This window comes from Mesorhizobium sp. BHbdii, from assembly GCF_053848045.1.
This window is the reverse complement of sequence record NZ_JBSPKX010000014.1, coordinates 23,287-40,897: the sequence shown is the minus strand read 5'-3', so window position 1 is coordinate 40,897 and position 17,611 is coordinate 23,287. Positions and strand designations below refer to the sequence as shown.

Here is a 17,611-nt window from a genome sequence, read left to right as displayed (position 1 = left end):
CGCGAGAGGCTCGGCGTGACAAACAACGTGCATGCTGTCGCGAAAGCTTTTCGCCTGGGGCTGATCAGCTAGCCTCACGCAATCGCGTGATGCCGCACCGGTTGGCGATAAACTATTGGGGTGGCCTCGGAATTGGAGGAGAACGGGCTCAGCGACAGGATCGCAATTCATCCTGGCGCGAGGAGCATACAACCCAGACCCCCATCGCCCTTCTGCGGGCAAGCCTCACGGTCCTGCGGTCGCCGAATAGTCTTCGCACCTGGTCGTGGGATATGATCTCCACGTCTATCGGCTCGAGCACCGATCGATGTCGGCGATCAGTTCGTTCGGCGCGGACGTGGCAGAGAATGCCGCCGAAAACACCGCCGCCCGCGATCGAGATCGCGCAGTTGTATGCCCGATTCCATTCCAGGCTGAGCCCGCATTCCGCGATCCGCAGGTCGGCCTCGTCGGCGAATTCGGCCGGCGCAGGTTATTGCCGGGTTGAGAATGCCGCAGTCAAAAGGACGACGGGCCAAAGGCCGGCTCGCGCTGTTCTATAGGGCTGCCGTGCGTCGGTGCTTCGCAGATTTGCAACTGGCGTTTTTCTACCCAAGGAGTCCGGCGGTCGCTCTTGCCTGCAGGCTCGCCGCAACAAGCCGGGTTTTTGGAGACCGAGCTTGCCATTTGTCGCGGAGCGGCGGGTCATCAGAAGCCAGACAGAACCGCTTTTCTTCGGCCGTATTCGATTGCTGGCACAACACGAGGCCGGACACACCGAACGGAAACCACGAACACGTTTTCGGCGCTTCTATCCTAAGCCGATCAATTCACGGCGCCAGAGCCTTACCCGAAGCTCTGTCGAGCAAAGTCCATAGCCTTCCCGCGCTCGCTCGCCAGCTACTTGAACTGGTCGTTGTCTATCACTCGCCGAAAAAGCGGCCGCCCCAATACGTGATGTCAGTCGTTCAGGTCGTCGCATGTCCGACATTGTCGGCTATCGGACAACGCCTTCAAGGTCATAGCCGTTGCTGCAAGCGGCCTTTCCTTTGGCACGGCATTTGCGTGCCTATCGACGACCGGGGCTCCGCCTCGGAAATCAGGAGAAATCATCCCAACCCAGCTCGCCAAACCCGCAGTCATGTCGACGTGATAGCACGACCTTCCCTCGCCACGGGTGGCCTGTTCCTTCACCGCTTCTCCATGGTTCTTGCGGACACGAGCTTACCGCGCGTCGGATTTATCGGCCCGGCGCCGCGTTACCAACGCACTCGGGGAGGCCATGAGCTTTTTTCGACCCAACTCAGCCTTGGTGGCTAACGCCCCTGTGGCAGGAGGTGCCGACTCGGGCCGTTGCTCGCCGGCAAACCGACTTGTCGGCGTCGACCTGGCGCGCGGATTGGCTGTGTTCGGCATGTACGCCGCACATGTCGGACCCGATCCAAGCGAAGGGGGGGGCACCGGCTTCTTTCTAGAACTCGCTCATGGTCGCTCTTCTGCGCTCTTTGCTTTCTTGGCGGGGTTCTCCCTTGTCCTTATTTCTGGAACAGTCCCAAAGACAGGACAGGCAGGTCGCCAAGCTGCGACCAAAATCGTGATACGCGCGCTCATCCTGCTAATCTTAGGTCTGCTGCTGCAGCAGGCCATCGGAACGCGGGTGGAGGTGATCCTCGCCTCTTACGGGCTGTGCTTTCTGCTGGTTCTTCCACTCTGTCGGCTGGATGCGGTCACCCTTGCAGCCATAGCGCTTTCCACGGCACTTGTGTCTCCTCAGCTAAGATTCCTGATTAACGGGGTGATGGATAAGGAGATGGCCTTTGACCAGTTCGTCACCCTGTTGATTAGCGGGATGTTCCCTGCCATCACATGGATACCATTCATGATCGCAGGCATGGCAGTCGCACGTCTGAATCTGACGAAGGTAACCACCCGCCGGTGGTTGGCGACCGCTGGAATGGCGCTTGCCGTCCTTGGATATTTAGGGTCCGCGCTCGCATTGCACTATGTGCCGGGGGTCGCACAGACGATCACCGCGTATGGTGGGGACGTGGGCGATCTCTGGTGGTCGGATGCGGGAGGGTTCTACTCGTTCCGCAAGTTCGGGGGCGAGGCCGATTGGTTGTGGGTGGCCTCACCGCACAGTGAGACCACCTTCTCGATCCTGGGAAACACCGGCGTTGCCCTCCTGGTTCTGGCGATCAGCCTGGCCGTTTCCGACACGCGTCTTCGCATGCTGACCGCTCCAATCTCGGCTGTCGGTTCCATGTCGTTGACGGCTTATGTCCTGCACATCGGGGGAATCTGGGTGGTCAAACCAGGATGGTCACCGTCACTCTACCTGCTGGGAGGCTTCGTGCTCGCAACCAGTGCGTTCGCAATGTTATGGAGGCGCACGTTCGGCCGAGGTCCGCTCGAGGCGCTGATGGGCAAAGCCGCAGACCTGTCTCGCTGCGTGCCTTAGCACTGCGTCAACCGAACAGCATGCGAGATCCGCGGCCATTTGAGGAGCTCCTGCGGTTCCACTACGCCGAGAACTGACCGGCATGTCGGATAACTTTTCGTGTAGATGCGACGGTGGCGCGAATAGCCGCTGTTCATACTCGTGTGGTCCTCGAAATCCTTCAGATCCAGCGTCGCAGCAATTCTTGCAGACGCAAAACGAACCTCGAATCCCGTGCGTCTGTCGCCTCGCCAGCAGGACGTGCTGCGCTGGGCCGCTGAAGGCCTCACCGTCGACAACATCGCTGATCGCCTCAACATCAGCCGCAACACAGCAGACACGCATCTGCGATCGGTGCGCGAGAGGCTCGGCGTGACAAACAATGTGCATGCTGTCGCGAAGGCTTTCCGGCTGGGACTGATCAGCTAGCCTCACGCAATCGCGTGATGCCGCATGGGTCCGCGATGAACCATTGGGTTGGCCTCGAAACTGGAGGACAACCGAGATGCTTCTTGTCGTCACGTCGCAAAATGCAGACGAATATAAGGCGGAGCTGGATCAGGCGTTTAGGCTTCGGCACAAGGTGTTCGTCGAAGAAAAGGGCTGGAACGACCTGCGGCGTGAAGACGGCCGTGAGGTCGACCGCTTCGACGACAGGCGTGCCGTCCACATGCTCTTCACCACGGACAACCGTGTGATCGGCTACCAACGCCTGCTGCCGTCGACGCGACCTCATCTTCTCTCGGACGTCTTGCCGGAGCTGTGCGAAGGCACGCGTCCCGTCGGAGAAAACATCTGGGAATGGTCGCGTTACTGTGTCGAGCCGCAATATCGCGAACGGGGACGGATGCTGAGTCCCGTTGCCAATGCGCTTTTGTCGGGCATCGTCGAGTGGGGCCTCGGCAGCGGGGTCGACACGATCATCGTAGAAATGAACCCGCTCTGGCTGCTGCGCCTGGTTCAGTTGCATTTCAAGGTAACGCCGCTGGGACTGCCGAAAATGATCGGTGCAGAAGAGACGGTCGCGGTGACAGCCAGTTTCGACGAGCGCACGCTGCAAAGGCTTCGTGACACACGCAGCCCAGGCAGCAACAAATCCGCATCGTAATCGCAAGCCTCGGTCCGCGCACGCAAGAGGTGCCATGCGCCGCTCCATCCAACTTCTCACGCTTCATTTTGCGACCGTCGTCGCCGAGGAAGGCAGCTTCCTCGGCGCATCGCGGCGACTGCGGATTCATCATTCCGCGCTCAGCAGGCGCATAAAAGATCTCGAATTGAGGCTGGGCGTGACTTTGTTCGAACGCCACCCCGGCGGGGTCAGAGCAACGGTCGCAGGCCAAACTTTCCTGGCCAAAATACGACACATTCTGAAAGATCTGGACGACACGCTTCAGGGGCTTGAATCAGCGGGCCACGGCGATAGCCAGCCGCTATCGATCGGATCGGACGGGCCACCTTGCCACTGCGGGTTTCTCAGTGCTGTTGTTACCTCCTTGGGCAAAGATCCCAACTTGCTCGCGTTTCTACGCAAGCATCATCCCGAGTTCTGATGCTCGCATTATCGTCCCGCGCGCGAAATTCGCTGCCTTTGATGTCGCGGCGGACCCAAGCGAACGCTCGATCCGTGGCCATGAACGGAGACAACATCGGCGCAATTAATCCGGCCGGATCTGCTTGCGGCCGACCGGCTTGACGGCCGAAGAGTTTGTGGCGTCCAGACTATAGGATCCATGTCTCAGGATCGTTCATGGAGACGCTGAACCGAGCGACTAGAGCTGGTTCTTGGGATGCAAGCGAAGTCCTGCACCTGGGGACGCGGCCAGCGGGACAGCGCGAGGGGTACCGCTCGCAACACGGTTCGCCGAAGACGCTCGGTTTTCGGAGAACCGATGCCGCGACTTTAGCTCACCGATCGTTGGGCGCGGCGCCGACCGACCATCATTGACGACGTCCCGCCTGAGCTCGCGAGGCAGGCCTTTGCTGCTGCGCACAGAGGAAGGATCAGGGACAGCAGCCCATCAACCCAGGATGGCGACGGCGCATACGCCCAGACTTCAATCGCCTTTTACGGCGTGCTTGCGGCGCGCGTGCACTCGCCCAACAATTCGCCCAGTCAGGCCACGGCATTTCCGACCTGTCATCCCTCTTCATCTTTCGTCTTCCGCCGGGTGCGGTTTGGCTTCGGGAAATCCTGTTGTGGAGCCACACAAAGATCTTGTGAGCAAACCTGCTCACCCTTGTAGTTGGCCAGGGCCTGCAGCAATCGCTGTCCAATCCGCCGTTTCGTTTTTTCCGAGAAATTCTGCCAATCGGCGAGCGACTTCAGTGCCACTTCGATCAACTCGATCGCGCGATCCTTGTCGCCGCTCTCGTAAAAGTACTGACCGAGCGCCGGATAATACAGGAACTTGAAGGCGCCGTCGCCTGCCGGGGGATCCAGAGCCAGGATGTGTTCGGATAGCTCCTTGCCCATCGCGAAGCGCTCGGCAGAAGGAAGGTACGAATAGTCCTCCTCCGGATCGAAGAGTTGTTCCAGCGCATCAGAGAGCCAATTCACGCAATTTTGGTTGATCGCGTCGCGAACGAAGAGCTGCATGACCGGCATGCCTGCCCGCATGTCGCGCATTTCGTGAAGCAGCAGATTCGCATGGCACGTGCGGATATTGGGATCGTCCGGGAACAAGGCGACACCCTCTTCGATGGCCGAGAGCGCCGTGTGCCACTCCTGTGCCTTGAACGCCGCATAATACTTCTCAAAAATCGGCATCTTCACCATTCTGGCTTCGTCTTCGGCAATCCGCTTCGCATCACCGGCTTTCGCTTGCTTGCTGGTGCGCCAGCGGCCTTTGATCACTTTGGGCAAGACCTTACCGAGGTCCATCGGATGACCGATAAAGGCGATGGCGCCATCACGATCGACAACGAACGAGGTCGGAATCCCGAGGGAGAGGCTGGGTTCCATCCAAAGCTTGTCCATTTCGCCTGTGAAGTCGAACGCGATCCGATAGTTCAGATACGTGCAGTTTTCGGTCAACCACGCGTCCAACTTGGTTCGCGCCTCGTCCGCGGTTGGAGCATTTTCAGAAGCTGCGACTGCGACGACCTCGAGGCCGCTGTCTTTGTATTTGTCCTGCAGCTCCGCCAGATGGGGCATCGCCGACACGCATGGGCCACACCACGTCGCCCAAAATTCGACGATGTACAGTTTCCCAGGCTGGAAGGCTGTCAGCGGCTCGCCACGCAGCCAGCTCTGCACCTTGATGGCAGGGGCCGGGGAATCCATTCGAAGCACCATGTCGCTCTCCAAAGCTATTGCCAAATGTGTGTCTTTGTCGGAAACGGAACACACAAACTAAAAGATTCGCACGTCTTGCGTGGTCAGCCCTCAGCAGGGTTGCCATTCGTCAGTTTGAGCAAAGGCCGTGCCAGCACGCTCAAGGCACTGCGACCAATGCGGGCCGACCGCTCGAGGGCCAGCAGTTCAACCATCTCGTCCAGCGTGGTGTCCTTGCAAGCCTCGATCAACCCGGCGATGAAGGCTTCATGCGCATCGAGACCGGAGGCGCGCCGCCAGCCCTGTGGCCGAGGCGTTCGCTCGCCGATTTTCGCCGCGCCATCCAACGGCTCGCACTCGATATCCCCACGCCGAACCGCGCCGCCGCCTGTCGCGCCGACGTACCCTCATCGCAAGCCTTCAAAACCAGCGACCGAGGGCCCTCACTGAGTGTTCTTGCTATCATCCACCTCATTAAAGTGGACGTTGAATCAGCTCAGAAAAGCTGTGTCACATCACAATCAATTCATCGATCTGTGGATGTGCTTTAGCGCTCGCTGGCGGTAAAATTGAGGTCGGCTCGTTGAGCAGCAGCACTTCGGAGCTGGCCAAAAGTACGCGCGCGCGGCGCGGGTTGCCGCCCTCTGTCGCGAGCAGGATAGCGTCTTTACACTGCGTTGGCTCCGCACCGTTTGAAAGATCTGGACGACACGTTTGAGGGGCTTGAATCAACGAGCCACGACGATGGCCAGCCGCTGAAGGACGGATCGAAGAGGCCACCTTGCCATTGCGGGTTCGTCAGTGCTGTTGTTGCCTCCTTGGGCACAGATCCCAACTTGCTCGCGTTTCTACGCAAGCATCATCCCGAGTTCTGATGCTCCATCATCGTTCCGCGCGCGAAATTCGCAGCCTTTGGTGCCGCGGCTGACCCAAGCGAACGCTCGATCCGTGGCCATGAACGGAGACAACATGGGCGCAGCTAAATCTGGCCGGATCTGCTTGCGGCCGACCTTGACGGCCAAGAGTTTGTCCAGACTATACGACCCATGTCTCGCCATGTCTCGGGGCATCGATGGAGAAGTTGAACCGAAGGGGCGGCTGCAGAGCTGGTTCTGGGGTGCAGGCGAACTCTTGCACCTTGGCTACGCTGCTAGCAGGACAGCGCGAGGAGTACCGCTTCCAACAAGGTTCGCGCCGAAGACGCTCCGTTTTTTTTTGGAGAACCAATGCCGCGACTTTAGCTCACCGATTTTTTGGCGCGGCGCCAACCGGCCATCATTGACGACGGCCCGCCTGAGCCCGTGAGGCAGGCCTTTGCTGCTGCGCGCAAAGTGGGCTCAGGGACAGCATAACATCCAACCCAGGATGGCAACGGCGCACAGACCCAGACTTCACTCGCCCTTTACGGCGTACTTGCCACGCGCATGCACTCGCCAAAATTCGCCCGATCAGGCCAAAGCATTTTCCGACGTGTCATCCCCTTCATCTTCCGTCTTCCGGGTGCGGTTTGGTTTCAGGAAATCCTTTTGTGGAACCGCACAGAGATCTCCTGAACAAACCTTCTCACCCCTGTAGTTGGCCAGGGCCTGCAGCAACCCCGGTCCAAGGTTCTGTTTCAGTTCGTCTGAGCCATCCTGCCAATCCGCTAGCGACTTCATTGCCACTTCGACCAACTCGATCGCGCGATCCTTGTCGCCGGTCTCGTAAAAGTACTGACCTAGCACCGGATAATATAGGAACTTGAGGTCGACGTCGCCTTCCGGGGGATCCAGAGCCAGGATGTGTTCGGATAGCTCCTTGCCCATCGCGAAGCGCTCGGCAGACGGAAGGTACGAATAGTCCTCCTCCGGATGGAAGAGTTGTTCCAGCACCTGAGACACCCAATTCACGGAATTTCTGTTGATCGCGTCGCGAACGAATTGGCGCATGACCGGCAAGCCTGCCCGCATGTCGCGCATTCTGTGAAGCAGCAGATGCGCCTGAGTCAGGCGCAAATCGAGGTCGTCCGGCAACAAGGCGATGCCTTCTTCGATGGCCGAGCGCGCCGTCTTCCAATCCTTTTTCTCCACCGCCGCCCGAAATTTCTCAAGGATCGGCTTCTTCAGCGCTTGTTCGCGCGCTATGGGTTCGTCTTTCGCAATCCGCTCCGCATCGGCGGCTTTCGCTTGATCGCTGCTGCGCCAGCTGCCGTTGAGCACTTTCGGCAAGACCTCATCGAGTTGCATCGGATGACCGATAAAGGCGATGTGACCGTCACGGTCGACCACGAACGAGGTCGGAATCCCGACAGAAAAGCTGGGCTCCATCCAAAGCTTGTCCATTTCGCCTGTGGAGTCGAACGCGATCCGATAATTCAGATTCGAGAACTTTTCGGTCAACCACGCGTCCAACTGGCTTCGGGCCTCATCGGCCGTTGGAGCGTCTTCAGAAGCCGCGACTCCGACGATCTCGACTCCGCTGTCCCTGTATTTCTCCTGCAACTGCATCAGATGCGGCATCCAGTCCTCACATGGTCCGCACCACGTTGCCCAAAATTCGACGATATACACTTTGCCGGGCTTGAAGCTCGTGAGGGGCTCGCCACGCAGCCAGCTCTGCACCTTGATGGCAGGGGCCGGGGAATCCATTCGAAGTACCATGTCGCTCTCCAAAGCTATTGCCAAATGTGCGAGTCTGTCTTTGTCGGAAACGGAACACACAAACTAAAAGATTCGCACGTCTTGCGTGGTCAGCCCTCAGCAGGGTTGCCATTCGTCTTGAGCAAAGGCCGTGCCAGCTCGCTCAAGGCACTGCCACCAATGCGGGCCGACCGCTCGAGGGCCAGCAGTTCAACCATCTCGTCCAGCGTGATGTTCTTGCAAGCCTTGATCAATCCGGCGATGAAGGCTTCATGCGCATCGAGACTGGAGGCGCGCCGCCAGCCCTGTGGCCGAGGCGTTCGCTCGCCGATTTTCGCCGCGCGATCCAATGGAGCGCACTCGATATCCCCACGCCGAACCGCGCCGCCGCCTGTCGCGCCGACGTACCCTCATCGCAAGCCTTCAAAACCGCCGACCGAACGTCCTCACTGAGTGTCCTTGCCATCATCCACCTCATTAATGTGGACGTTGAATCAGCTCAGCAAACCTCTGTCACATCACAATGAATTCATCGATCCCTGGATGTGCTCTAGCGCTCGCCGGCGGTAGAATGACAGTCGGCTCGTTGAGCAGCAGCACTTGCTGGTCAAAAGTACGCGCGCGATCTCCACGACCTGTCTGCCTCGTGCAGAACAGCCAGCCTGCCTGCCGATCGCTGACTTTTCTCTAGCGCGATTGACGAGGCGCGCGGCGCGGGTTGCTGCCCCTCTGTCGCGAGCTGGATATCATCTTTAGCCCACTGCGCTGCCTCAGCACGTCTTCCTTCTTACGCGGTCCTTCGCCTCAAATGAGGCGCGTGACGGGTTGGGTGCAGACCTCAAGCCTGTCCGACGGCAGCTCAGCGCTGGAGATCGGATCTCCGCATGGGCCTCAGCAGAACGTGGGAGCCGCCAGGCTGATGATCCCTGCCGCCTCAGATTGGTTGCACGGCGGTGTCGACACGGCCCGACCCCATGTTAACGGACTTGTCCTCGCGCCGCTTGCGCCTTGCGGCTGCGATAGCCGCGATCCGATCGCATGAAGGCCTCGAGCATATGGGGGATCAGAGCCGCCGCTTGGACGGGCTCATACAAGCGGCTGTATTCCGCCGCGTAGCGCTCCAGTTCGTCCTTAAGCGGCTCGGGAAGCGCGATCGTCATGCGGACCGTCCCGAATTTCGGCAATGGACCAAGTTTCAGGTTTCCCATGCGCCGCCTCCTATACAAGGTGCGACAGAGTTATGTTGACCGTTCAGAGAATCGGCATAGGCGATCAGATCGCGATGAACGGTCGCCGGCGTGACTGGCCGATCGTCGGGAATTGCAGAGAGTTTCAGCTTGGTCATGATGGATCCTTCGCGCCATATGGCGCCAGCACAAGATCGCGATTGACGATAACGCGAACCGGAAAACCCGGCCGGATTGTTAGCGTCGGCTGGACATTGAGCTGATTGCGCACGATCTGCTGGCCGACATTGCTGAGCGAATCCTGTGCGCCTTCGCGAATGGCCTTGGCGATATCGCTTTCTTCGTTGCTGGAACCAAGCGAGGTGCCGATGCCAAGCAGCGTCGAGAGCGCTGCAGCCCGAAACAGCTGGCCCCAGTGATGGTCGACCTCGTCCTCGAGCCCAGAGAACCCTTCGGCATCCGTGCCCTGCTGGCGCTCCAGCACAATCGAGGTGCCATTGGGCATGATGAGCCGGTTCCACACCAGCAGTACGCGCGACTGGCCGAAGGCGACCTGGCTGTCATACTGGCCAATCAGTTTTGCTCCTTGCGGGACGAGCAGGTATGACCCTGTCGGGCTATCATAGACATTCTCCGTGACCTGAGCGCTGATTTGGCCGGGCAGGTCAGAGCGGATGCCAGTGATGAGGGCAGCTGGAATGACCGTTCCGGCCTGCACAACGTAGGGCGATGCTTTTTCGGCGAGGCGATCGGGACTGACGGTGCGGCGATCGGGCTTAGCATTGACGAAGGCGAGCTTGCGATTTTGAGCCGGGCCCGGCTCGAGCGCCGGCAGTTCGGGCGGCGACGCCAATCCTGACAAGGCGTCGCCGCCGCTATTTGCGCCGCCAGAACTCTGTCGCGCTGAATTGGCCCGCGAATTCGTGTCGGTGAACAGCTTTGCCACGCGGGCGGCCTCGATCTCGGCCAGGCGGCGTTGTTCTTCCGGATCGGCACGCGGTGTTTGGATGTCTGGGACCTGAACCTGCTGGCCTCGCTCTTGCGCGCGCAGGATCGGCCGTCCGAGATCGCCGGGCAATGCAGGCCCGAGTTTCGGGACGCCCGAATAGTCCTTTGGCAGGCCCTGCAGTCCGTCGGCGGTGGTACGGTTTTCCGTGCTGAACAGTTCGGATGACTGCTCGTTGCCGCGCCGTCTGCTATCGAGTGCCCAGATCAGCGTGCCGAGGATCGCGACGCTTGCGACGCCGCCAAGGCCAATGAGCACCTTGCGCGACAGTCGCGTCACCCTTGCGGGCTCTGGTCGCAGCCGCAGCTCCGCTTCGATAGCCGGGCTATATGAATTGGAAGTTTCGCTCATCGAAACAGCCTCACGCGGCGCCGCGGCTTCTTACCGTCGGTGCGCACGATCCGGACGCGCTTTTCGCTCGTTTTGTCGCCCAGCCTCAGTTCGGCCGCGGCAAACAGCCGGTCGACGACATAGTAGTTTTGGCGGGCGCGGTAGTTGACCAGTTGGGAGCCACCTGACGGACCGATGACGAACAGCGGCGGCATTTCACCGTGACCGATGCCAGATGGGAATTCGATATAGACTTTTGCGCCATCGTCGAAAGCGCGCAGCGGCTTCCAGGGTGCTGGGTCGCCCTCGATCCGATAGCGGAAGTTGAGTTTCTGAATGTCGACGCCGGAAGCCACAGGCTGCGCAGCGGAAGCCTGGGCGTTCTGCCGACGCAGGGCAATCAACTGATCCTGCGGGTACTGCCAGGAGACAGAGGCCATGTAGGTTTTCTCGGTCGAGCGTAGCTCGAGATGATAGGTGCGACGGTCACTGTTGATGACTAGGTTGGTCTGGAGATCGGGGCGCGTCGGCTTGACGAGAATGTGGACCTGACGCCGGTCCCCTGCCCCGCTTTGCGTATCACCGATGATCCAGCGAACGGTGTCGCCGGCGGCGACGGGACCGGAGCCGACAAGTTGCTCGCCCGGCTGCAAAGCGATGTCGGTGACCTGGCCCGGGGCGGCATAGATCTGGTAGAGCGCGCCCTCGCTCCAGGGATAAAGCTGGATTGCGTTGATGAAGCCGTCGCGGACGGGCTGCATTCGCGCGGCCTCGTTCGCCTGGCTTATGCGCAGCTTCGGGTCGGCAACCTCCGCCTTCGCTTTGCCGCTGTTTTTGACCGACTTCAACTGACCGGGGAGCGGAAGAGGCTTCGGCAGTTCGACCACCTTCACGGGGCTAGGCGCATCGGCCTTCTGGACGGCAGGCGCGGCATCGTCGTAGTCGATCTCGGGCGGAATGTATTTTTTCGAGGCGCAGCCGACGAGCGCTGTCGCGGATAGCAGGCCTGCGGCAAGCACGCGCGCCGCCCGTTGGCCCCTTGTCGGTGTTCGTGCGGGACGCATCATGAAAGCTCCTTCGACCAGTTTATGGCGTTGACGTAGACACCGAGCGGATTGGCTTTCAGCCGCTCGGCATCGCGGGGTTGTTGAATGATGATGGTGAGGATGGCGGTCCAGCGTTCGGTGCTAGCCAGGCTGCCGTTCTCGTAGCGGCGCTCGGTCCAGGCGACGCGAAACGAGTCCGGTGAGGCACGGATGACGCTCGAGATCTCGATTGCGACCTGGACTTTGCCGACCTTAGCAAAAGGGTCGTTCAGGCGGGCGTAGTCGTTGAGAGAGGTGGCGCCGCGATCGGTTGTGTAGTCGTAGGCGCGCAACCAGTTCTGGCGCACGATGACAGGATCGTCCGCGATACTTCGCACCTGCTCAATGAAGCGGGCGAGATGCCATGCGATGTGCGGATCCGTCGGCTTGAAGTCGGCCATGGCCGGTCCCACCACCTGGGCCTCGCCAAACTTGTCGACCTGAACCACCCAGGGAACGACGGAGCCCCGCGTCGATTGCCAGACCAATGCCGACGCAAAGCCGCCGGCGAGCACGAGCGACCCGAACGCCATCAGCCGCCAGCTTTTCGCCTGCACACGCGCCGAGCCAATGCGCTCATCCCACGCTTGGACTGCGCGCTGATACGGCGTCTCCGGCTGGGTCGTCTTGCCGTACCGGACGGAAGGTCGTTTGAAAGGATTCATCGGTGGTCATCCTGATGGAGAGAAACATTCATCGAGCCGCCGCCATGATCGGCAGAGCGGACGGTATGCGCTGCCAAGCCGGCCCCATGCCTCAGGGTCTGGCCGCGCTTCATGCGAGTGGCCCATTCCGGCGGCGAGCCGGCTGTGGAGTTCGAAGGGGACGCGGTGGCCGGTCTGGCAAAGGAGGGATCGTTTGCGGCTGCGCTCATGCTGCCAACAGGCGATTGCCCGCCGGTAGCATTCCATCCCGCAGACCGACCGGATTGATTGCTGCTGCCGAGCGCCGACGCGGCGCGCGACATGGCTTGCCTGACCGGCTGAAGTGCGACCCCGACCCCGGCTCGAGCGACACCGCCGAGACCGGCGGCGACTGCGCCGGCACCGCGCTGTCCCGACGCTGCGGCGGCGAGCCCATAAGCAGTCGACGTACTTCCCGCTAGATGAGCGCCGCCTCGCACCGCAGCAGCCGACATGCGCCCTGCGGCGCCAACGGCACTTGCGGCACCACTCAGTCCCGCACGCGCGCCCATGTAACCCGCGGCGCCTAGTCCCGCGGCGGCGAGGCTCGTGCCGACTGCGGCACCAGCGCCGAGTTGCGGCGCTCCTGAGACGAGCCCTGTCGCAACGCCCGGGCCGAAGATCGAGAGCCCCATCAGCGACAGAGCGCCGAGCACAAGTGACAGCGCATCCGTGATCGTGGGTTGGTCAGCGAAGCCTTGGGTGAATTCGCCAAAGAGACCCGAGCCGATGCCGACGATGACGGCGAGCACGAGAATTTTCACACCGGAAGCAACGATATTGCCGAGCACTTTTTCGGCGAGGAAGGCCGTCCTGCTGAACAGCGCAAACGGAATCAGCACAAAGCCGGCAAGTGTCGTCAGCTTGAACTCGATGAGCGTGACAAAGATCTGCACGGCCAGGATAAAGAAGGCGATGAGGACAATTGCCCAGGCGATCATCAGAACGGCGATCTGGACAAAGTTCTCGAAGAAGGAGACGTAGCCCATCAACTGGCTGGCGGCTTCCAGGATAGGATTGCCTGCGTCAATGCCAACCTGCGCGACGCGGCCTGGCTGCAGCAGCGCGGCACCGGAAAGTGCCGACCCTCCCGCCTTGAGGCCGAGCCCGGAAAAGCTCTCGAAGACGATGCCGGCGAGACGATTGAAGTTACCGATGATGAAGGCGAAGAAGCCTATGTAGAGCGTCTTCTTCACCAGTCGGTGCAGCACGTCCTCGTCAGCGCCCCAGGCCCAGAATATTCCCGCAAGCGTGATGTCGATGACGATCAGGGTTGAGGTGAGGAAGGCGACCTCACCACCGAGCAGGCCGAAGCCGGAATCGATGTATCGGGTGAAGGTTTCGAGAAAGCGGTCAATGACGCCGGTGTCGTTCATGGCGTCTTGTCCTCGCCGATCGAGCGGTCGATCCGGCCGAACCGGTCGTCGGCCGGCCACGCCGGTTTGTCGCGATTGCTGGGCATGAAGAAGCGGCGTCGGCTTTCTTCCCAGGCCGCCTTACAGGCAATGTCGCGGGTGGCCTGTTCGCCGAGCATGCGGCAACGCGTGAGCTCACGGACCAGCGGACCGCTATCGGGATCGGCCGGGCGCAGGATTGGCGGAGCAGTGTATTTGTCGTCGTTGCGCGAGATGATGGTGATGGCGACCGCCAGTGCGAGCGCCGTTACCCCGATCAAGCGGGCGGTCGTCTTGAAGTCCATAGGAGAAAGTCCTTAGTCGTGGAACATGCGCACGCTGCTCGGGCTGTAGTTTTTGCCTGTCATGAACCGGCTGAACTGTTCTCGCGCCTGTTCCTGGGCGGCTGCTTGCCTGGCGCTCTCAAGGGCTGCGACCCGCCCTTGGGCGGCTATCATTGCGGTGAGGTCGGCGACCTGCCTTGCCTGAACGGCGAGAAGCTGGTTGCCGGCCTGCGTCGCCTGCAGAATACCGACCGCCGACTGGCTGGCGTCGACGGCCGCGCTCGTCTGCTCCCGTGTCCCCTCGATGTTGTCGACGGCGACAGCTCCGGCCTTCAACGAATGCTCGAATGAAGCAACCGAAGTTTGCCAGCGTTCACGCGCATCATCGACAAGCTGCCTGCTGGAGAGATCCGAGCCGAAATTCCCGTAGGTCGACTTGAACTGGCTTTCGATGTCCTGGACCCTGTAGGCAAGCTTGTCGGCCTCGCCGAGCAGGCTCTTCATCTCAGAGAAATTGCCCTCGATCTGGCCAAGCAGCGATGTCGGCAGCGAGGTAAGGTTTCTCCCCTGATTGATCAGCATCTGCGCCTCGTTCTGCAGGGAGGCGATCTGGTTCTGGATCTGCTCCAGCGCGCGCGCGGCCGAGAGTACGTTCTCCGCATAATTCCTGGGATCGAAGACGATCAGTGCCGACGCCGGGCCGCAGGACAGGGCGACGCCGACGGCGACAACACCAGCAGCAGCCAGATGCCGGACGCGGAGACGGTTGTGGACACAATTCATGACGAAACCTCCTTTGCGGATTGGTCGACGATGTTGGTGAGGTAGGGAACGAGGTCAGCGGCCCAGGAGAGACCGCGATCGGCAAGCCAGGCCTCGAGAAAATTGGCAGGGCCGCTCTCCGCGATGATCCGCTCAATTGAGGCCTGATCAGTCTTTGACGAGGCGGCGCAAAGCGCGAGGGCGATCGGACCGAGGCCCAACTCGAACAGCCGGTTGCCGCGCCTGGACTGGCAATAGTAGTCGCGCTTCGGAGTCCCTCGGGCGACGATCTCGATCTGGCGGTCGTTCAATCCAAAGCGGCGATAGATGTCGGTGATCTGCGGCTCGATGGCGCGCTCGTTCGGCAGAAACAGCCGCGTCGGGCAGCTCTCGACGATGGCAGGCGCGATTGGCGATCCGGCGATGTCGGAGAGCGACTGCGTGGCGAAGACGACGGAGGCGTTCTTCTTCCTCAACGTCTTCAGCCATTCGCGTAATTGATCGGCAAAACCGCCGTCGTCGAGCGCCAGCCAGCCTTCGTCGATGATCAGCAGTGTTGGCCTGCCGTCCATCCTCTGCTCGATGCGGTGGAACAGATAGGCGAGCACAGCGGGCGCAGCACCGGTGCCGATCAACCCTTCGGTCTCGAACGCCTGAACGGATGCTTCACCGAGACGCTCGTGTTCGGCGTCGAGCAACCGGCCAAACGGGCCGCCGATACAATAGGGCCGCAGCGCCTGCTTCAATGGCGCGGATTGCAGCAGCACCGACAGGCCGGTGAGTGTCCGCTCCTGGAGCGGCGCACTGGCGAGCGATGTCAGCGCCGACCACAGATATTCCCTTACCTGCGGCGTCACGGGTACGCCTTCGCGCAGGAGAATGTCGACGAGCCAGTCGGCCGCCCAGGCCCGTTCGGGCATGTGATGGATGCCGGCCAAAGGTTGCAGCGAGACGTCGCCGATGTCGTCGGACAGATCAGCCAATTTGAGCAGCCCAAGCGGATCGTCCGGGCCCTGCCCGCTCGATGCACTGCTGCCGAGATTCTGCCAATCGCCCCCTATGGCGAGCACGGCCGCACGGATCGATCCGCCGAAATCAAAGGCAAAGACCTGATTGTCTGGGTAACGCCGAAACTGAAGCGCCATCAGTGCGAGCAGGACCGATTTGCCAGCTCCGGTCGGGCCGACAACAAGCGTGTGTCCAACGTCGCCGACATGCAGGCTGAACCGGAAGGGCGTTGAGCCTTCCGTCCTGGCGAATAACAATGGCGGCGCTCCAAAATGCTCGTCCATTGCCGGACCTGCCCAGACCGCCGAAAGGGGGATCATATGGGCGAGGTTTAGCGTCGATAGCGGTGGCTGGCGGACATTGGCATAGACATGGCCCGGGATACTGCCGAGCCAGGCCTCGACGGCGTTGACACGCTCGACGATCGCCGTGAAATCGCGTGACTGGATGATCTTTTCCGTCAGCCGGAGTTTTTCGTCAGCAATTGACGGATCGAGATCCCACACCGTCACCGTCGCGGTGACGTAGGCCTCGCCAATCTGGTCAGAGCCGAGTTCCTGTAGTGCGGCGTCCGCGTCGGCTGCCTTGTTGGCGGCATCCGTGTCGACGAGGACCGATGCCTCATTGGTCATCACCTCCTTGAGGATCGCCGCGACGGACTTCCTTTTGGCGAACCACTGCCGGCGGATCTTTGTCAGCAGGCGGGTCGCGTCGGTCTTGTCGAGCATGATTGCCCGCGTCGACCAGCGGTATGGGAACGCAAGTCGGTTGAGTTCATCAAGGATCCCGGGAAAGGTCGCGGTCGGGAAGCCTGTGATTGTGAGCGTGCGCAGATGGGACTCGCCAAGCCGCGGCTCCAGCCCGCCGGCGAGCGGTTGATCGACGAGCAATGCATCGAGATGCATCGGCGTCTCGGGAACACGGACACGATGGCGATTGGTTGAGACCGTCGAGTGCAGGTAAGTCAGCGTCTCGGTATCATCGAGCCAGTCGACTTCGGGAACGAAACCTTCGATGAGGTTCAGCACACGGTCGGTGCGGTCGACGAAACTCTTCAAAAGCTCCACGGGGTCGACGCCGCTCTTTTCCCGGCCTTCGTAGAGCCAGTTTTCCAACCGGGATGTTTCCTCGGCCGGCGGCAGCCAGACAAAGGTCAGAAAGTAACTGCTTTCGAAGAGCTCAGCATGGAACTCGCCACAGCCCTGCCCGGGTGATCCATGGTAGGAGCCACCTTCGAACTGTTCGCGGCGTTCAAGGTCGATCAACGCTGACGCGCTGTCAGGAAAAAGCCCTGCCGGATAGTCTTGAGCTGTAAGTCGGGCGGCTTCGACGAAGATCGCCCAGCCGGAGCCGAGACGACGTAGCGCATTGTTGAGGCGGGCCGTCGAGCCGACCAGTTCGGCCGGCGTTGCACTGTCGAGATCGGGGCCGCGAAACCGCGCGGTTCGCTGGAACGAGCCGTCCTTGTTGAGCACGATGCCTGGGGCCACCAATGCGGCCCAGGGCAGATAGTCGGCTAGGTTTTGCGAGCGTTTGCGGTATTCGATGAGGTTCATCATCG

Annotated in this window: 17 protein-coding genes and 3 pseudogenes; 5 read left to right on the top strand and 15 right to left on the bottom strand. The window is 60.9% G+C overall.

Annotated features, from left to right (window positions below; all coding sequences use genetic code 11):
• The first annotated feature begins 307 nt into the window (after positions 1-307).
• From ACWTU8_RS30500 to ACWTU8_RS30480, 5 genes are all read left to right on the top strand, one after another.
• A complete protein-coding gene (locus ACWTU8_RS30500; RefSeq protein ID WP_455851054.1) occupies positions 308-487 on the top strand; it encodes a hypothetical protein in 180 nt (59 codons plus the stop codon).
• 774 nt (positions 488-1,261) lie between these two features.
• Positions 1,262-2,440: a heparan-alpha-glucosaminide N-acetyltransferase domain-containing protein gene (locus ACWTU8_RS30495; RefSeq protein WP_455851053.1), complete on the top strand. Its 1,179-nt coding sequence runs from the start codon at positions 1,262-1,264 to the stop codon at positions 2,438-2,440.
• A gap of 213 nt (positions 2,441-2,653) precedes the next feature.
• On the top strand, positions 2,654-2,848 hold the full coding sequence (locus tag ACWTU8_RS30490; RefSeq protein ID WP_455851052.1) for a response regulator transcription factor: 195 nt from the start codon (positions 2,654-2,656) through the stop codon (positions 2,846-2,848).
• Positions 2,849-2,924: 76 nt separating this feature from the next.
• Positions 2,925-3,527 carry an acyl-homoserine-lactone synthase gene (locus tag ACWTU8_RS30485; protein WP_455851051.1) on the top strand — a complete coding sequence of 201 codons (603 nt, stop codon included), beginning with the start codon at positions 2,925-2,927 and terminating at the stop codon, positions 3,525-3,527.
• A 34-nt stretch (positions 3,528-3,561) separates the two neighbouring features.
• The gene (locus tag ACWTU8_RS30480) at positions 3,562-3,969 is read left to right on the top strand and encodes a LysR family transcriptional regulator (RefSeq protein WP_455851050.1); all 408 of its coding nucleotides are present in this window, start codon (positions 3,562-3,564) and stop codon (positions 3,967-3,969) included.
• On the opposite strand, the pseudogene ACWTU8_RS30475 reads toward ACWTU8_RS30480, so the two are convergent.
• The 15 genes and pseudogenes from ACWTU8_RS30475 to trbE form a co-directional block, all read right to left on the bottom strand.
• Positions 3,905-4,111, bottom strand: a pseudogene (locus ACWTU8_RS30475) (DUF2274 domain-containing protein); the annotation flags it as partial. The gene ACWTU8_RS30480 and the pseudogene ACWTU8_RS30475 sit on opposite strands and share 65 nt — an antisense overlap.
• 445 nt (positions 4,112-4,556) lie before the next feature.
• Positions 4,557-5,714 carry a TlpA disulfide reductase family protein gene (locus tag ACWTU8_RS30470; protein ID WP_455851049.1) on the bottom strand — a complete coding sequence of 386 codons (1,158 nt, stop codon included), beginning with the start codon at positions 5,712-5,714 and terminating at the stop codon, positions 4,557-4,559.
• Positions 5,715-5,839: 125 nt separating this feature from the next.
• Positions 5,840-6,156, bottom strand: a pseudogene (locus tag ACWTU8_RS30465) (IS630 family transposase); the annotation flags it as partial.
• Between the two features lie 385 nt (positions 6,157-6,541).
• Positions 6,542-6,715: a hypothetical protein gene (locus ACWTU8_RS30460; RefSeq protein WP_455851048.1), complete on the bottom strand. Its 174-nt coding sequence runs from the start codon at positions 6,713-6,715 to the stop codon at positions 6,542-6,544.
• 426 nt (positions 6,716-7,141) lie between these two features.
• Entirely contained in the window at positions 7,142-8,332 is a 1,191-nt protein-coding gene (locus ACWTU8_RS30455) for a TlpA disulfide reductase family protein (RefSeq protein WP_455851047.1), read from the bottom strand.
• Between the two features lie 128 nt (positions 8,333-8,460).
• A pseudogene (locus ACWTU8_RS30450) lies at positions 8,461-8,777 on the bottom strand (IS630 family transposase); the annotation flags it as partial.
• Between the two features lie 511 nt (positions 8,778-9,288).
• Complete coding sequence (locus tag ACWTU8_RS30445; RefSeq protein ID WP_455851046.1) at positions 9,289-9,519, bottom strand: DUF2274 domain-containing protein; 231 nt, start codon at positions 9,517-9,519, stop codon at positions 9,289-9,291.
• On the bottom strand, positions 9,507-9,656 hold the full coding sequence (locus tag ACWTU8_RS30440) for a DUF2274 domain-containing protein (protein WP_084646964.1): 150 nt from the start codon (positions 9,654-9,656) through the stop codon (positions 9,507-9,509). The genes ACWTU8_RS30445 and ACWTU8_RS30440 overlap by 13 nt, the downstream gene beginning before the upstream one ends.
• A complete protein-coding gene (locus ACWTU8_RS30435) occupies positions 9,653-10,855 on the bottom strand; it encodes a TrbI/VirB10 family protein (protein ID WP_455851045.1) in 1,203 nt (400 codons plus the stop codon). Before ACWTU8_RS30435 ends, ACWTU8_RS30440 begins: the two co-directional genes overlap by 4 nt.
• Positions 10,852-11,898 carry a P-type conjugative transfer protein TrbG gene (trbG, locus tag ACWTU8_RS30430; protein WP_455851058.1) on the bottom strand — a complete coding sequence of 349 codons (1,047 nt, stop codon included), beginning with the start codon at positions 11,896-11,898 and terminating at the stop codon, positions 10,852-10,854. The genes ACWTU8_RS30435 and trbG overlap by 4 nt, the downstream gene beginning before the upstream one ends.
• Positions 11,898-12,584 (bottom strand): conjugal transfer protein TrbF, encoded by a 687-nt coding sequence (gene trbF / locus ACWTU8_RS30425; RefSeq protein WP_455851044.1) that lies wholly within the window; start codon positions 12,582-12,584, stop codon positions 11,898-11,900. Before trbF ends, trbG begins: the two co-directional genes overlap by 1 nt.
• Positions 12,581-13,978, bottom strand: coding sequence for a P-type conjugative transfer protein TrbL (gene trbL / locus ACWTU8_RS30420; protein WP_455851043.1), 1,398 nt, complete (start codon positions 13,976-13,978; stop codon positions 12,581-12,583). Before trbL ends, trbF begins: the two co-directional genes overlap by 4 nt.
• Positions 13,975-14,301 carry a putative entry exclusion protein TrbK-alt gene (gene trbK-alt, locus ACWTU8_RS30415; protein ID WP_455851042.1) on the bottom strand — a complete coding sequence of 109 codons (327 nt, stop codon included), beginning with the start codon at positions 14,299-14,301 and terminating at the stop codon, positions 13,975-13,977. Before trbK-alt ends, trbL begins: the two co-directional genes overlap by 4 nt.
• 12 nt (positions 14,302-14,313) lie before the next feature.
• Positions 14,314-15,063 carry a P-type conjugative transfer protein TrbJ gene (trbJ, locus tag ACWTU8_RS30410; protein WP_455851041.1) on the bottom strand — a complete coding sequence of 250 codons (750 nt, stop codon included), beginning with the start codon at positions 15,061-15,063 and terminating at the stop codon, positions 14,314-14,316.
• Positions 15,060-17,609, bottom strand: coding sequence for a conjugal transfer protein TrbE (gene trbE, locus ACWTU8_RS30405; RefSeq protein WP_455851040.1), 2,550 nt, complete (start codon positions 17,607-17,609; stop codon positions 15,060-15,062). Before trbE ends, trbJ begins: the two co-directional genes overlap by 4 nt.
• Positions 17,610-17,611 lie beyond the last annotated feature (2 nt).

Excerpts from the sequence above, each read along its gene's own strand:
- ACWTU8_RS30470 (WP_455851049.1), bottom strand. The coding sequence starts at position 5,714 with ATGGTGCTTCGAATGGATTCCCCGGCCCCTGCCATCAAGGTGCAGAGC.
- trbG (WP_455851058.1), bottom strand. The coding sequence starts at position 11,898 with ATGCGTCCCGCACGAACACCGACAAGGGGCCAACGGGCGGCGCGCGTG.
- trbE (WP_455851040.1), bottom strand. The coding sequence starts at position 17,609 with ATGATGAACCTCATCGAATACCGCAAACGCTCGCAAAACCTAGCCGAC.
- trbJ (WP_455851041.1), bottom strand. The coding sequence starts at position 15,063 with ATGAATTGTGTCCACAACCGTCTCCGCGTCCGGCATCTGGCTGCTGCT.
- trbF (WP_455851044.1), bottom strand. The coding sequence starts at position 12,584 with ATGAATCCTTTCAAACGACCTTCCGTCCGGTACGGCAAGACGACCCAG.
- ACWTU8_RS30445 (WP_455851046.1), bottom strand. The coding sequence starts at position 9,519 with ATGGGAAACCTGAAACTTGGTCCATTGCCGAAATTCGGGACGGTCCGC.
- ACWTU8_RS30435 (WP_455851045.1), bottom strand. The coding sequence starts at position 10,855 with ATGAGCGAAACTTCCAATTCATATAGCCCGGCTATCGAAGCGGAGCTG.
- trbL (WP_455851043.1), bottom strand. The coding sequence starts at position 13,978 with ATGAACGACACCGGCGTCATTGACCGCTTTCTCGAAACCTTCACCCGA.
- ACWTU8_RS30480 (WP_455851050.1), top strand. The coding sequence starts at position 3,562 with ATGCGCCGCTCCATCCAACTTCTCACGCTTCATTTTGCGACCGTCGTC.
- trbK-alt (WP_455851042.1), bottom strand. The coding sequence starts at position 14,301 with ATGGACTTCAAGACGACCGCCCGCTTGATCGGGGTAACGGCGCTCGCA.
- ACWTU8_RS30440 (WP_084646964.1), bottom strand. The coding sequence starts at position 9,656 with ATGACCAAGCTGAAACTCTCTGCAATTCCCGACGATCGGCCAGTCACG.
- ACWTU8_RS30500 (WP_455851054.1), top strand. The coding sequence starts at position 308 with ATGTCGGCGATCAGTTCGTTCGGCGCGGACGTGGCAGAGAATGCCGCC.
- ACWTU8_RS30455 (WP_455851047.1), bottom strand. The coding sequence starts at position 8,332 with ATGGTACTTCGAATGGATTCCCCGGCCCCTGCCATCAAGGTGCAGAGC.
- ACWTU8_RS30485 (WP_455851051.1), top strand. The coding sequence starts at position 2,925 with ATGCTTCTTGTCGTCACGTCGCAAAATGCAGACGAATATAAGGCGGAG.
- ACWTU8_RS30495 (WP_455851053.1), top strand. The coding sequence starts at position 1,262 with ATGAGCTTTTTTCGACCCAACTCAGCCTTGGTGGCTAACGCCCCTGTG.